Here is a 15,967-nt window from a genome sequence, read left to right as displayed (position 1 = left end):
CGGGCATCAACGGTGAACCGAAACGCGGCGAACCTACTCACGCCACGATTCTCCCAACCACCTACGACAACAACCCGTTCTTCAACGGGCTCTGAGGGGGCCGCACCGTCCTGGGCGCGTTGTGTCAGGTGGTGCCGAGTGCGATGGTGTCGATGGGCGTGTGGTTCTTGCCGACCAGTGCGGTGCCGAGCCAGCGGTCCAGGCCTGGTAGCCGCATTGCTGTGACCGCGAGGCGGCGTAGCCGCAGCTGGGTGGTGCTGGCTGGGAGGAACCAGCTGGCGCCGCGGCGGCCGATGAGCTGGCGTTGGGTGACGACGGGATGCCAGCGCCGCACGTATTCGGCCAGGGCACGATCGATGTCAGGGGTGGTGGCCAGCTGACGGCCCAGGACGTAGGCACCGGCTACGGCGAGGGACGCGCCCTGCCCGGCTAGCAGCGAGACCGCGTACGCCGAGTCGCCCAGCAGGACGACCCGGCGGTTGACCCACTGGTCCATTTCGATCTGGGCCACCTGGTCGTAGTAGACGTCGGCCGAACTGGGGCATAGCCCCAACGCGCGAGCGGTCAACCAGCCCAGGTCCTGATACGTGCGCAGGACAGCGGCGCGAGGGTCCGCGGGCAACTCCGGATCGGACGTGCGATGCACAGTGAAGGCCGCGACACGGCCGTCGCGTAGCCCGTAGAAGCCCATCTGCACGTCAACGCTGTCGGTGAGAAAGAAGCCGTCCTGCACCTGGTCGTGAACAACGGGGTCGTCGAATACGAATGCCGCGGTGTGCAGTCCGAGGAATCGCAGAAAAGCCTGCTCGGGGCCGAACGTTGCCGCCCGGGTCGCCGAGTGGATCCCATCGGCGCCGATGAGCAGGTCGGCGTCCAGGGCGCTGCCGTCGGACAGGGTAACCGACACGCCGTCGGGCCGGTTGTCGATAGCTTCGACGGTGACGCTGTAGCGCAGGTCCACACGGCCGTCGACGGCTTCGCGCAGCGCACGTTCCAGATCGGGGCGCATGATGCTGACGATCGCACCGCTGGCGGCCTTCTCGAACCGTTGGTAGTCCATACTCGCCCGGATCCGGCCATGCTCATCGACGTAGCTGAACCGTTCGACGTGATAGCCGAGCTCGCGTAGCCGGGCGAGCAAGCCCATCCGCTGCGCGGCTTCATATCCGGGTCCAAAGAAGTCGATCATGTAGCCTTGGTTGCGCGGTCCGGACGCCCTTTCTACCACTGTGACGTGCGAGCCGAGGTCTGCCAGGCGTTGTGCGGCTGCCAGCCCGGCGATGCCCGCTCCGACGATGATCGTGCGCATCCTGTGCTCCTCACTTGCCCGGGGTGGCCACCAGTCGATGCCAAGCCGGTCGGATTGTTTCGACGCTCAAGCCCGGATTGAGTGCCTTGTGCAGCACGAATCCGTCCAGGGCCGCCAGTAGCAGCACCGCGGTCCCGTCCGGATCGACGTGCCCATGCGCGTGCAGCCATCCGCTCACGTCAGCGCGGAACCGCTCAACGAGAGCGCCCAGGGCCACGCGCAGGTGCTCGTCGCGAGTGGCGGCCAGATAGGTCTCGCTGAACAGCAACGACTCCGGATCGGTGCCCGTGAACCCGTCCAGCATCGACAGCAGTGCGTCGACACCATCCGTTGTCGACGGTGCTTGACGCAGCATCGGGCCGACCGCATCGACCATCTGGCCGATCGCACTCATGGCGGCCTCACGTAGCAGCGCCTGCATCGACGGGAAGTGGTAGTGCACCACGCCGGGCCGCACTCCGGCCCGCTCCGCGACCAGCCGAGTGCTGACCGCGGTCCAGCCGAGGTCCCCGATGAGCTGGGTCGCGGCGGTCAGCAAGAGCTCGCGGGCGCGCTTGCCCTGCTCGGCTGCGGTCTGCGCCATGTCACTCCTCACAGACTTGGGCGTACGCCCTGAACGAATGCCTTGGGCGATCGTCCAAGTCTAGGGCGCGAGGGCCCTTCATGCAACGGTCGTGCGCGATCGTCGGAGGCAGAGACCCGATGCCTGTCGGCAGTCAGGCTGCGTGGAGATTCGCGCCACGCCCTCGGCGGGCCGCCGTGCCCTGCATGGCACGCATCAGGCGACCGCCGGTTCACAGATGGAGGCCGCACCGCGGCTCGCGGTGAGGGACACCCGCACGCCGAGGCGGCGTCTGGAGATCGGCGGGGGAGAAGGGTCAGGGTGTCGTCGCGGCCCTACGGCGACGGGCGGGCAGGTTCACACGACCGCGAGAGAAGGCCATTGGCGCGCCTGCTCTTTCGCGCCTGGTTGATCAGCGTCCCGATGCTGTCTGCCGCTGCCTGGTGCCTTTGCGCGGCGGCTGTCTGCCCAAGTCCCGCGCATGCGGTGGCGTACGCGATCAGGGCCAGTTCGTGCCGCGCGGGCCACGGCATCGCCGCATATGCAGCTGATGCTGCTGCCGCGTGCCGGTTCGCGGTCTGGAAGTCGGCGAGTCCGTTGTGGGCGCCGGCGAGCACGAGGTCGACGAAGGCCTCCAGCCCTGCCGGCACCTTTGGCCACTTTGCCTGGGCCTGCGCGATGAGTTCGACCGCTGTTCGATGCTCGCCGAGTTCGACGTACACGTCGGCGAGGTCGCAGAGGATCTCGGGCTCGAAGGAGGTCATGTTGCGGTTCCTGGCATAGTCCAGCTCGAGTTCGAACGCCTGTCGAGCGGGCTCGGGGCGTCCCGCGTACAAGTGGATCTGGGCCTGAACCTGCAGGCACCACATGTCGAGATGTCCATAGGAGCCCTGGCGGGCGATGGCCAGGGCGGCGTCCGCGGCGTCCAGGGCCGCTGCGAAGTCGCCTCGGCTGGAATGTATCTCGGCGGCGGACAGCCAGAGCCGGACTCGATGCTCCTCCGGCGTCAGGGCAGCCTCGCAGACGGTCTGCGCTCTGCTCAGGTACGCCTCGGCTTCGCCGACGCGGCCGAGCCGGACGAGAACCTGGATGAGGCTGCTGACGAAGATGAGCTGCGAGCGCGTGTTGCCGGACGCCGCGGCAAGGTCGACCGCGGGTAGGAACGCGTCCGCCGAGCCGGCGAAGTCCCCGTGGTCGAAGAGGTAGATGCCCAGGTTCCCGCCGGCGATGACGCGTTCGCGGTCGCCGAGGCTCTCGGCGAGAGCGAGGGCCTGCCTGCCCAGCTCAACCGCACGGGCGCTGTCACCTTCGGTACGTACCGCGGAGGCCGTCATCGCTGTCATGCGAAACAGCCCAGGATTGTCGCCGAGCTGCTCGGCCCGATGGGCGGCTACGTCGAGGAACTCCCGGACACGGGCGATGGAACGCCACTCGTTGAGGGTGTTGCGCAACGGAACGACAAGCCGCCATAGCCTTGGATGGTCACGCAGCACCTCGCAGGCGAGCAGGACGTTGGTCTCTTCGTCATCGATCGGCTGATAGGCGCGGTCGTGATGCCACTCGATGAACCTGTCGATGACCGTCTGCCGAGCCTGTTCCGTGAGGTTCCGCTTGGCCGTGCGGGCCGCGTACAGACGCACGAGGTCGTGCATTCTGTAACGCTGCGGGCGATGCTGTTCGATCAGATGCGCGGCGGCCAGACGGTGTATCGCGTGCATCGTGTCGCTGTCAGATGTTGCGGACACCGCGGTCAGGAGGTCATGCGAGAAGTCTTCGCCGGGCAGGGTGCCTATCCGATGGAACATGTCTTGTGCCCGATCGTCGAGCACCCGATAGGACAGGTCGAGGTTCGCTGTCACAGCGGCCGCGGGATCACCGTCGATAGCAAGAACGTCAAGCCGGTCACTGCGTTCCAGCTCAGCCACGTAATCCGCGATCGGGCCACCGGGGCCGTCGGCGATGCGGGCGGCCGCGATCCGCAGGGCAAGCGGCAGATGACCGCACAGGTCGGCGAGCCGCTCGGCAGCCGTCGGCTCGGCTGCCACGCGGTCCGGGCCGAGAACCTCGGCGAGCAGACCCACGGACTCCGGCAGGGCGAGGATGTCAAGGCGGACAAGCTGACCGCCATTGACCGCAACCAGCCCGGTGAGCCGATCACGGCTGGTGACGATCGTGAACGCCCCAGCCCCGGGCAGCAGCGGCCGGACCTGCTCCGCGCCACTGGCGTTGTCCAGGATCAGGAGGATCCCCTGCTCGGCCGTCGTCGTCCGGAACAGCTCCCCGGCGGCGTCCACGTCCGCAGGGATGGCGTCCCCCGGATGCCCCAGCGCCGTGAGCAGCCGCCCGAGCGCCTCACGCGACGTCACCGGCTCGCGTTCGTCGAAGCCCCGCAGATTCACATACAGCAACCCGCCGGGAAACCTGTCGCTACGGGTGTATCCCCATCGGACAGCGAGCGCGGTCTTGCCGACACCTCCAGGACCGACCACCGCCACGAGCGCCGACGAGGCGGCCGAACCGGCCTGCGCCGCCGGACCGATGTGTGTGCCGCCGCCGGTCGCGAAGAGCGACGAGTCGTCCTGCAGGATGGCGTCGAGTCTTCGTAGCTCGGGGTGACGCCCGATGAAGGTGGCGGCGTCGGCCGGGAGCTGTGCGGGACGCCGCGGCGGGATCAGCGTCTGCGCTACTGGATGCGCTGTCGGCCGGCCGGTCAGGCTAGGGTCATGGCGCAAGATCCGCTGAAAGAGTTCCGTTGACGCCGGCGTCGGATCGCTGCCGAGTTCCCCGACAAGTCGCTCCTGCAGTTGCCGATACTGGGCGAGCGCTTCGGCTTGGCGGCCGCTGGCGTACAACGCCTGCATCAGCTGGCCGGTCAGCCGCTCGTCCAGCGGCGCTGCGCCCACGGCCGCGGTCAGCTCCGGGACCAGGCGCGCGTACTCGCCGCGTCGCAACAGCAGATCGTTGCGGTCCAGCACGGCCGCGTGGTGCTCATCTTCCCATCGTGCAGCCACGGTGCCCAGCCACTCGCTGTCGAGATCGGCGAAGGGTGTGCCTCGCCACAACTCCAACGCCTCGTTCCACAAACCCACTGCAATGGGGTCGTCAGCCGATCGTGCGCCGAGGGCGAGCTCCCGGAACCGGTCGAAGTCCACCGTTGCCCAGTCCGACTCGAGCGCGTACCCGCTGGTGCGCCGGATTGGGACCGGACCGCCTACCGCGGACAGCACAGCACGCAACCGTGACAGGTAGCTGAAAAGCGTATGCCGGGCGCTCCGCGGCGGGCGTACGCCCCAGACCCGGTCGATCAGCTGCTCCACGGTGACCGGTGACCCGGGTTCGACGAGGAGGACCGCAAGCACTGTGCGCTGCCGGGCCGGTCCTAACGGAACCGGACCTTGCGGCCCGTGTGCCACGACAGGTCCCAGCACTTGGAAACGCACCGACAGTCCTCCGATCCGCGGCAAGGGGCGGCCTGCCGGGCGCAACAGTAGGCCAGTGCCGCTACCCGGCCGGCTACGGTCGTGCCCTTCCCAAGACCGGTGTATCCGCAGTGCAGCCTGCGGATTCAAGATTTCTTCCATTTCTCTGCAAGCGGTGCGACCTAGCGTGAGGCGGTCCTGCGGCTTCCGCCGCTGGCGTCACAACTGACGGCCGACGGTCTTGTGAGGTGCCCCCGTGTCTGCCTCGTCACCCGCGCATCCCTGGTTTCGTTCCTGGCAAGCCGCGACCGCTGCGGCGGCGATGACGCTCGCCCTGCTGGTCGCCCTCCCGGCGGCCGCGTCGGCCGATCCCGGCGACGAAGAACTCCCAGCCGTGCCGTGTCCGGTGTTCGACGGTCCACCAGCCGCCGACGACGAACTCACGGCGTACCAATATGCCTTGGCCTGTGGGGTGAACGTCGAGGTGATGGGCCTGCGTGACGTGGACCGGCAGGTGTTCGCCACCCCCACGGGTCTGATGGATGCCCAGGTGGCGGTCGAGCCCTACTGGGTGAAGAACGCCGCGGGCGCGTGGGTGGACATCGACCCGTCGTTCGTCGCGCAGGCGAACGGCTCCGGCGTCTCGGCCGCGACCATCATCGGCATCACCGCCGGTGCCGGCGGGCAGAACACCTTCGTCACCGCGACCGATCCTGGCCGCGGCTCGTTGTCGCTGACCTGGCCGCTGGGGGCGCTGCCGGCGCCGGTCTTCAGTGGATCGGTGGCCACCTATCCGGAGGTGCGGCCGGGGGTGGACCTCGCGGTGCAGGCCGAGGCGGTGGGATTCTCCTGGGTCCTGGTGCTCAAGACGCCGGAGGCGGCCGACGACCCGATCCTGAAGGAGATCGCGATCGGGATCACGACCGACGGGCTGTCGGTCGTGGAGGACCCCGAGACCGGCCGGATCGACGTCGTCGACGATGCCGGCGAGGTGGTGTTCGAAGCAGGGCAAGGCATCATGTGGGACTCCACGCCGCCGGCCGGTCAGACGACGCTCGCAGCCACGACCCGGGCAGCTACGGCCGCAGCGGGTGGGGACCCCGGCCAGATCGGCGACGTCGCGGTGGACGTGACGAAGACCGGCATCACGCTGAAGCCAGATGTCCAGATGCTCGCCGACTCCTCGCTGACCTTCCCGGTCTACATCGACCCGCCATTCACATCCACCCGCAAGGCCTGGGCCAATGTGTACGCCGGAGCGCCGAGCAAGGGCTGGACCGGTGACACGAGCTGGCCTCGGTCGGGCGGTATGCGTGTCGGCTACAACACCTGGAGCGACTGTGGCGACGGTTGTGGCCTGTGGCGGTCGGTCATCACGCTGAACATCGGGAAGCTCAAGGGCAAGTACATCGACAAGGCTGCGGTGAAGGCCCTGCAGACCCACACCGGTGGCTGTGGCACGTACGGGCTGCAATTGTGGCGCACCAAGCAGATCTCCAACGGCGTCTCCTGGAACGGCGTCGACTGGCTGTACGGCAGCCAGTTGCAGACCAAGGACGTGCCGTCGTCGAACGCGTCGGGCGGATGTTCAGGCACGACCAACGAATGGGTGTCGTTCGACGGTTCCAACGTCAAGAAGCGTGTGCAGTCGGCCGCCGATGAGAACAATGCGACGATCTCCTTCGGCTTGCGCTCTTCCAGCGAAGGCGACCGCAACGCGTGGCGGCGTATCCAGACCAAGTCGGTTCGTCTGGAGGTCACCTACTACATCTATCCGCCGAAGCCGGATCGGTTGACGATCGACGGCGACGGCTGCGTACCGAGCACGGCGGCGACGCAATGGGTTGTCTCGCGGAAGCCGACCATCGGCTTGCGGGCCAGAGCGTCGGAGTCCGAATCGGTGTACACCCGGATCCGGGTCCGTAAGCAAGGTTCGGACACCGACCTGTACGCCTACCGCACCCCGGACGCGGTCGCGGCGTACTCCCCGGTCAGCTGGCCGCTGACCAGTTCACTGGCCGACGGGGCCTACACGTACGCGGCTCGGTCCGAGGCGCGCCAGTCGTCCGCGATCAACTCCGGCTGGACCGATCCCTGCTACTTCACGGTGGATGCGACCGTGCCGACCAAGCCGACGGTATCCGCCGCCCCAGCCGCCCCGTACGCCGAAGGCTCGACCGTGACGCTCACGCTCGCCTCCTCCGATCCGGTCGTCAACGGCGTCTCCTCAGGGCTGCGCGCCTACGAGTACTCGTGGAACACGCCGACCTACGACCTGTCGGCGGCGTCCACGTCGCCCACGATCACCAGGGTCGCCTCGGCCGGACGGCACGTGCTCTACGTACGCGCCGTGGACAACGCCGGCAATCGCTCCATGGAACGCACTTACTCGTTCTTCGTGGGCAACGACGTCGTGGCGTTCCCCAAGGGCATGTGGCGGTTCGAGGGCGACACGTATGACGACGCCGGGCTCAGCACCTCCGCCCTGTCGACGGCGGCCGGTACCCGGGCCTTCGGCGCGGACCATGACGGCCGGCCGAACGCAGCGCTCGAGCTGGATGGCAGCTCCTGCTTGACCGGCACCGCGCCCGTACGCACCGACGCGGCGTTCAGTGTGTCGCTGTGGGTGCGAGTGGACTCGGCACCCACGCCGTACACAAAGATCCTTTCGCAGGGCAACTCCCTGCACTCGGCCTTCGAGATCGAATACGACGCCACCGACAACCGCTTCTACTTCCTGCTGGCGAAGACGGGCGCAGCCGCCTACACCCAGCAAGGCATCAGCGCGAACAACCCGTTGCCCCTAGGCCAATGGGTGCACCTCTTCGCGACCTTCGACCCGGACGCCGGTGTGCAGAGGCTGATCGCAAGCGACGGCGGCGCGGGTGTCGGCGCGCAACGGCCGATCGATTTCACGCCGTGGAACGGCGCCAGTACCTTCGGGGTGGGCTGCCTGCGAACCTCCGCCGGAACCACGTCGAACTATCTCGACGGCGCGATCGACGGTCTCGGCATCTGGCAGGGAGTGCTCCCCAACGGGGGAAACCACCTAGCCAAGACCGACCTGCCGGAGGCGGCTCAGCTGGCAAGGTGGGAGTTCCGCAATGGTGGCACCGACTCGTCCCGCTACGGTCGCACGCTGACCATTCCCGCCGGGGTCACGGTCGGCTTCGACCGGTTCCAACGGCCGCAAGGTGCGGTGGTACTCGACGGCCGCTCGTGCCTGGAGTCGCCGGCCCTCGCGATGCCGGTGGAGAAGTCCTGGTCGGCTGCTACGTGGGTCAAGGCGGACACCACGAATACGGGCACGCTGCTGTCGACGGTCAACGACGCCTACGATGCGGGTTTTGAGCTGCAGACGCGGTCGGCGGGCTCCGGCGCCGTACAGTTCGGGCTGAGCTACTTCACCGCCGACCACACGCAGTATCTCGCGCGCTTCGGCAACGTCCTGCCCGGTACCTGGCACCACGTCGCGGTGAGCTACGACGCCACCATGCGGACCCGCAGCTTCTACGTCGACGGCACGCTCGCGTCTGAGATCACGCTCGCCCGGATGGCCCCGACGACTGCGGGTCTTCTGATCGGCTGCGGAAAGTCCGTGTCTAATGGCACGACGGTCCGAAGCGGGCATTTCCAAGGCTCTCTGCAGGACGTACGCCTGTGGCGTGGTCCGATCGACGCAGAAGATCTCACGTCGATGATGGGGTACCCGCCGGCGGAGCTGACGGGCCGGTGGCGCCTGAGCGGCGGCGTGGGCACCGACACCTCCGGAAAGAGCCACAATGTCGTGCTGGAAGGCCAGACGCGATCCACCGACGGGGCCAAGTGCGAGCCGGACAACGCGCTGGAGCTGTCAGGATCGGGGTCGGCGGCGACGGCCGGACCGGTGTTCGCCACCGACGATTCGTTTACGGTCTCGGCCTGGGTGCGGCTCACCACGCTGGCGGTGGATCAGACCGTGGTGTCGGCCGCCGGGCAGCAGGCGACCGGCATGCGGCTGCGATTCAGCGCAAGCGAGCAGAAGTTCGGATTCCTGATGATGAACGCCGACACCGCCGACACCACCTGGCGGACGCTGTACGGCGGGCCGGTTCCGGTCGTGGGCACCTGGTATCACCTGGTCGGCGTCTACGACATCGCAGCGGCGCAGATGCGGTTCTACGTCAGCGGAAGCCTCGTCGGCACCAAGGCCGGCCCAACGAGCCCATGGAACGCGACCGGCCCGCTGGTGATCGGCGCGACCGGCCTCGCCGCCGGGACCCGGTCGCAGCGATTGCAGGGAGCCATCGACGATGTCCTCGTCTGGCAAGGAGTTCTTCCCGCTCACGTGATCGAACAGATCTCGCCCGCCGCCCCGATCCCGATGTGCGTGGACTGATGAGGAGCCGACCCATGTTCACCAGCAGGTTTAGCAGAGCCATCGCCGGGCCGGTCGCGGCGATGCTGGTCGCGACGTTGATCGTGACCGGATCCCCAGCCGCCGCGCAGGACGGGTTCTCCCGTGACCCGCAGCCGTTCGAGTCCACTGCGGTGGAACCGGTGTCCGGCACCGCGTCGGCCTTCCAGGACGGTGCGGCCAACTGGAGCGGCAGCGCCGCCGATGCGGTGGGTGCGTCGGGCAGCGGTGACTGGAGCGCCACCGATCTGCCGCGTACCGGAGCATGGACGCATGGCGGCTCGTCGGGGGGTTTCACCTACAGCTACGGGATGCGCGTTCCGCCGGCGGCCGGGCCGACGCCCGGCTTGAGTCTGGCGTACGCGTCGGCGTCGCATGACGGGCGTACATCGGGAACCAACAACCAGGCGTCCTGGATCGGCGACGGCTGGAGCTATTCGCCGAGCTTCATCGAACGCACCTACGTGTCCTGTGGCGCCGAATCGGAGGAGGACGGCAACCAGGGCGACGACCCGACCGGGGACCTGTGCTGGGAAGGCGACTCGCCGTCGCTGACGATCTCGCTCAACGGCGCCAGCGGCTCGCTGGTCCGCGACGACGAGACCGGAAAGTGGCGTTCGGCAGCCGACGCCAATTGGCGCGTCGAGCGGGCCGGCAGCGCCGCCAGTGCCGGCGTGGCGTCGACCGAACGGTGGGTGGTGACCACCACCGACGGCATGAAGCACTACTTCGCATCGACCGCGTCGAGCCGGCTGACCGTGCCGGTGTTCGGCAACCACTCCGGCGAGGCGTGCTACCAGTCCGGCGACTTCGAGGGTTCGCGGTGCGACCAGGCGTACCGGTGGATGCTGGACTACAGCGTCGACGTGCACGGCAATCTGCTGCGATACACCTACGGCACGACCACCGGCCGGTACGCCCCGGCGGTGTCGACCGACTCCACCGCGACCTACGTCCGGGAAGCCTGGCTGCAGAAGATCGAGTACGGCCTGCGGGACGGTTCGACGGCCGGCCCCACGGCGAAGGTCGAGTTCACGACGGCCGACCGCTGCCTGTCGGACTGCCGGGATGCCAGCAGCAAACCGAAGAAGGACAACTGGCCGGACACCCCATGGGAGCTGAACTGCGAGTCGAGCACCGGCTGCAAGACGTACTCGCCGGCGTTCTTCTCCACCAAGCGGCTGACCGGCGTCGCCACCTATGTCGCCGACGGAACGAGCTTCCGCAAGGTGGACTCATGGGCGCTGACGCACAAGTTCAAGGACTACGGCGACGCGGAACAGGTCGTGCTGTGGCTGGCCGCGGTCCGGCACACCGGCCACGTCGGCGGCACCGCGACCGAACCGCCGGTCGAGTTCGGCGGCACGTTCTACGAGAACCGCGTGGATCTCGGCGAGGCGTGGCCGGCGATCTGGCGCCCCCGGCTGACCTCGATCAAGAACGAGACCGGCGGCGTCACCACGATCAACTATTCGGAGCCGGACTGCGGCCCCGGCAACATCCCCTCCAGCCACCACACGAACACCCGCCGGTGCTATCCGGTGAAGTACACCCCGGAGGGCTTGAACGAGCCGGTCGACGCGTACTTCCACAAATACGTCGTCCGCTCGATCGCCGAAGCCGACGCCGTCGGGGGCGGCCCGGTGGTGTGGCGCTTCTACGACTACTCCACCGCCGGTGGCGGCACGTCGGCGTTGTGGGGATGGAACGACGCCGAGTTCGTGGCGAAGGACGACCGGGACTGGAACCAGTGGCGCGGGTACGCCGAAGTCACCACCCGAGTCGGTGACCCGGCCGACGCCGGTCCACAACAGCGGACGCGTACGCGCTATTTCCGCGGCTTCGACGGCGACAAGCAGCCCAGCGGCACCCGGTCGGTGAGCGTGACCGATGCGCAGGGCAACACCGCAGTGGATCACCGGTCGCTGGCCGGGATGGTGTGGGAGACCGCGTCCTACGACGACACCACGATCATCGGCTCGACGACGACCTGGTACTGGCATTCACGCACCGCTGTGCGTACCTATGAAGGAGGAAAGGTCGAGGCGTTCCTGACCGGCGCGCAGCGCACAGACTCGAGGACGCTGTTGTCGGGGTCTTCCTGGCGACAGACCCGCAGTCAGAACGCGTTCGACGCGTTCGGGCGGGTGGTGAGCACAGACGACAGCGGCGATCTGGCCGTGACCGGCGACGAGAAATGCCAGCGCATCACCTACGCCGACAACAGCACAGCCTGGATCTACGGCGCGGTGGCGACCCAGCAGACCGTGTCGGTGACCTGCGCGGCGACGCCGAACCTTCCGGCGGACCTGCTCAGTTCGGTCCGCGCCTACTACGACGGCAACACCACCTACACCGCCGCGCCGGCCAAGGGCCTGATGACCAAAGCCGAGACCCTCGACTCGTGGAGCGATGGCGCCGCCGTGTACGCCACCATGGGCACCTCGACGTTCGACGCGCTCGGCCGGGCGCTCACCACGACCGACGCCCTGGGGGGCGTGACCAAGACGGCGTACACGCCGGCCGGAGCCGGACCGGTCACGCAGACGACGGTGACCAACGCCGTCGGGCATGTCACGACCACCACCATGGAACCCGCGTGGGGTGCGATGACGAAAAGGGTCGCGCCCAACACGGGGGTGAGCACGCTGACCTACGACCCGCTCGGCCGCACGACCGCGGTCTGGACGCCCGGCCGGGATCCGGCGACCGTCGGTGCGACGAAACTGTTCAGCTACAAGGTTTCCCAGACCGAGCCGTCGGCGGTGACCACGAAAGAACTGCTGCCGGACGAGACCTATCTGACCTCGACAACGTTCTACGATTCGCTGTCCCGGCAACGGCAGACGCAGGTCCAGACCTACAGCGGGCGGCTGATCTCGCAGACCATCTACGACTCGTACGGCCGGACGAAGGTCGAGTCGGGGCCGGTGTTCAACAACCAATCCGGTCCGACCGACAAACTCGTGTGGATCTCGCCGGGCAACGACGTGTCCCGCACCGAGTACGCCTACGACACGGCCAGCCGGGTCAGCGACGAGATCTTCCTGGTCAAGGGCGCTGAACAGTGGCGGACCAGCTACCGCTACGGCGGAAGCACCTCCCAGTGGATGACCAGGACGATCGCACCTGAGGGCGGGACGTCGACGGCGACGCTGGCCGACGCCCAGGGACGAACGGTCGAACTGCGGCAGTACCACGATCGTGGGGCGACCGGCGGATTCGACTCGACCACGTACGCGTACACGCCGAGAGGGGATCTCCGACAGGTCACCGATCCCGCCAAGAACATCTGGCGATTCGAGTACGACCTGCAAGGCCGGCAGACGGTCGTCGACGACCCGGACACCGGGATCACCCGGCGGACGTACAACTCCGGTGGACAGCTCACCTCGACCGTCGACGGCAACGGCGCTCAGCTTTCGTACGCGTACGACAAGATCGGCCGGCCGACCAAGGTCTGGCAAGGCGCGGCGAACACCGGCAAACTCACGATCGAACGGACCTACGACGGCACCACTCGCGGCACCGGCTACCCGTACGCCTCGACGCACTGGATCGACGGCCAGGCATGGAAGAGCGAGGTCCGTAAATACACCCTCGACGGCAAGCCGCAGCAGGCCTATACCTACCTTCCGGCCGCGGCCGGGGCGTTGGCCGGAACCTATTGGCAGTCCTTCACCTACCACGCCAACGGTGCGCCGCTGACGTCGACCGCCAGCGCCGCCGGCGGGCTCGCCGAGGAAAGCATGAACTACTACTACGACGCGCTGGGCCAGCCGACCCGGGTGACCGGCAACGGTGACGACTTCGGCGAGGGGCACGTCTACGTGGACGCGGCCGTCTACTCCCCGTACGGGCAACTGCTCCAGCGCAGGCTCGGCGACCCTGACACCGTCGGCGGCACGACCGGACAGGCCTGGCAGACCTGGATCTACGAGGAAGGCACCGGCCGGCTCAGCGAGTTCTACTTCGACAAGGACTCCGCCGGTTCGGATACCACCGGCAACAACGGAGTCGCCGCACTGTCCTACGCGTACGACGACTCGGGCAACGTCTTGTCCATCACCGACAACCCCGTGCACAGCTCCGCGGCGCTGGATCCGGAAACCCAATGTTTCCAGTACGACTACCTGCAGCGGCTGACCCAGGCCTGGGCACAAGCCGGCACCGGCGCCTGCGCTCCGACACCTGCGGCGAACGCCGTCGGCGGGCCCGGCGCGTACTGGTCGACCTACCAATACGACCTCACCGGCAACCGCGTCGCCGAGACGAAATGGAGCCCCGCAGGCTCGGTCAAGAACCAGTACACCTACCCCCAGGCCGGGACGGGCAACCCGCACCAGGTGACCACGGTGACGCCCACCGCTGGTGGGGGAGCGTCGACAGCGTTCACCTACGACGCCGCCGGTAACACGATCAAGATCCAGCGCGGCACCGACACCGACGCCCTGACCTGGACACCGGCCGGACGGGTCGCCACCATCACCAGCGCCGAAGGCATCACGAAGTTCTTCGACGGCGCCGACGGCAACCGGCTGCTCCGAGCCGACCCCAACGGCGACCTCACCGCCTGGGTGGCCGGCTACGAACTGACCTACACCGCCGCCACCGCCTCCGTCGAAGCCACCCGCTACTACCAGCACGGCGCAGGTATCGTCGGCGTACGCGTCGGCAAGGGCGACATCCAATGGATGGCCGCCGACCACCACGGCAGCGGCCAATGGATCGTCAACGGCGACACCCTCACCGCCACCGTGCGCCGCTACGACCCGTTCGGCAACCTGCGCTCATCCAGCGCAACGGCCTGGCCCGACCAGCGCGGCTTCATCGGCGGCATCGACAACACCGACATCGCGCTCACCACCGTCGGCGCCCGCGAATACGACCCGACCGTGGGCCGGTTCATCTCCGCCGACCCGGTCGCCAACTACCTCAACCCCCAACAACTCAACGGGTACGCGTACGCGTCCAACAGCCCACTGGCAAAGTCCGATCCGAGTGGACTGTATGAAACCCAATGCAGCGCGGGCGTCTCCGGATGCAGCAGCAGCGGCAAGGACACCAGCGTCAGCTGCCAAGCCGGCGGGTACGCCTGCACCAACAGCAACGGCGACAACCTCGGCAGCTGCGGCGCGATGGGGACATGCCGTGGCGACGAGGGACTGACCAGCTCCGACACCACCTTCAAGATGAAGGGAGGCAACGAACTCCTCATCACGGACGACGGCATCTACCTCAACGGAGTGCCCATCACCGGGGCATCCGACGACCCCTTCGAATTCACCCGCGACGTCCTGGACACCATGGAGGAGTTCGACCTCTCCAACAGCGGCTGGGACACCATCAGGGCGCTGTATCTGACCTGCGAAAGCTCCGAGAAGTATCGGGGATGCAACGGATACAGCCGAGCATTGTCGGACTCGTACGACGTCGCCATGTGCGCCACCGGCGAGGACTGCGTCGACATCGAGTTCTGCAGCGGCAACGACTGCGAATACGTGAACGCCGAGGATGTTCTCGAAGCGGCGCAGACGCTGGAAGGCGGCGGCGACGGATCAGGTGCCTACATCGCCATCGCTACGAACTACGGCCTCGGCGGCAGCAGCAAGGGCGCATGCTCAGACAGTGAGATACAAGCCACGATGTGCGGCCAATCCGGCACGATGGCGAACGCTATGCAGGTGATCAACGGCTGCTACGGCTCCAAAGGCGCGCCCAACAACGACTGCCTGAAAGCCGTCGTCTCCACCGCGACGTCCACGCTCAATAGCTTCGCTGCAAACATGGCCGCAGGGCGTATGTCCACCAACCCGCTGCGAGAGAACCCCAAGATCTGGGGCAACGACTACTCAGCCAGAGGGCGCACCTTCTGACAGGCTTGCTCATCGCCGCAGTTCGGCGAGAAATGGTCAAGAAGTATTAGGCCGACAAGATTGGCAGCTCGACGGCCGGGATGGGTTCTCCATCACGAGAACGCCTCCCGGCCGTGCGTACGTGCTCCAAGGCGCCGGGCGACTCAGTTCGCACGGCCGGAGCGTCGGCTGTGTCATTGAGGCGTTCGATGAACGTCCGCGGTACGCGTGCTCAGCGTCTAGCGTCGGCGCCGCGGTCGTCGTTGGATCCCGTCGGCACCAAGGAGTATGTCGACGTTCAGGTCGCGGCCGTCGGACGCTGCCGATGACCCCCTGGCAAGGTCGACTTGGCCCTCGGCGGTCTCGCGTACAGCGGGCGGGCAAGCCCGCCCGCTGTGCAGCGTCGTATTCGGGTCCGGAGAAGTC

Annotated in this window: 5 protein-coding genes; 2 read left to right on the top strand and 3 right to left on the bottom strand. The window is 67.6% G+C overall.

The features are described 5' to 3' along the window. Window positions 1–124: 124 nt before the first annotated feature. The 3 genes from AB0M47_RS22660 to AB0M47_RS22650 all read right to left on the bottom strand — a co-directional run bounded on the left by AB0M47_RS22660 (window position 125) and on the right by AB0M47_RS22650 (window position 5,452). Entirely contained in the window at window positions 125–1,309 is a 1,185-nt protein-coding gene (locus AB0M47_RS22660; protein ID WP_363417007.1) for an FAD-dependent monooxygenase, read from the bottom strand. Between the two features lie 10 nt (window positions 1,310–1,319). Beyond that, window positions 1,320–1,892, bottom strand: coding sequence for a TetR/AcrR family transcriptional regulator (locus tag AB0M47_RS22655; RefSeq protein ID WP_363417004.1), 573 nt, complete (start codon window positions 1,890–1,892; stop codon window positions 1,320–1,322). A gap of 314 nt (window positions 1,893–2,206) precedes the next feature. Next, a complete protein-coding gene (locus tag AB0M47_RS22650; protein ID WP_363417001.1) occupies window positions 2,207–5,452 on the bottom strand; it encodes an AfsR/SARP family transcriptional regulator in 3,246 nt (1,081 codons plus the stop codon). Window positions 5,453–5,546: 94 nt separating this feature from the next. On the opposite strand from AB0M47_RS22650, the gene AB0M47_RS22645 reads away from it, so the two are divergent. After that, the gene (locus tag AB0M47_RS22645) at window positions 5,547–9,668 is read left to right on the top strand and encodes a LamG-like jellyroll fold domain-containing protein (RefSeq protein ID WP_363416998.1); all 4,122 of its coding nucleotides are present in this window, start codon (window positions 5,547–5,549) and stop codon (window positions 9,666–9,668) included. Between the two features lie 14 nt (window positions 9,669–9,682). Further along, window positions 9,683–15,562 carry an RHS repeat-associated core domain-containing protein gene (locus tag AB0M47_RS22640; RefSeq protein ID WP_363416995.1) on the top strand — a complete coding sequence of 1,960 codons (5,880 nt, stop codon included), beginning with the start codon at window positions 9,683–9,685 and terminating at the stop codon, window positions 15,560–15,562. The last annotated feature ends 405 nt before the right edge of the window (window positions 15,563–15,967 follow it).

This window comes from Hamadaea sp. NPDC051192, from assembly GCF_040682475.1.
Taxonomy (GTDB): domain Bacteria; phylum Actinomycetota; class Actinomycetes; order Mycobacteriales; family Micromonosporaceae; genus Hamadaea; species Hamadaea flava.
The sequence above is the reverse complement of the archived record's forward strand: the minus strand, read 5'-3'. Positions and strand labels throughout refer to the sequence as shown.

What these genes read in the sequence shown, in the direction of transcription:
- AB0M47_RS22640 (WP_363416995.1), top strand. Translation starts at nt 9,683, where the DNA reads ATGTTCACCAGCAGGTTTAGCAGAGCCATCGCCGGGCCGGTCGCGGCG.
- AB0M47_RS22650 (WP_363417001.1), bottom strand. Translation starts at nt 5,452, where the DNA reads ATGGAAGAAATCTTGAATCCGCAGGCTGCACTGCGGATACACCGGTCT.
- AB0M47_RS22660 (WP_363417007.1), bottom strand. Translation starts at nt 1,309, where the DNA reads ATGCGCACGATCATCGTCGGAGCGGGCATCGCCGGGCTGGCAGCCGCA.
- AB0M47_RS22655 (WP_363417004.1), bottom strand. Translation starts at nt 1,892, where the DNA reads ATGGCGCAGACCGCAGCCGAGCAGGGCAAGCGCGCCCGCGAGCTCTTG.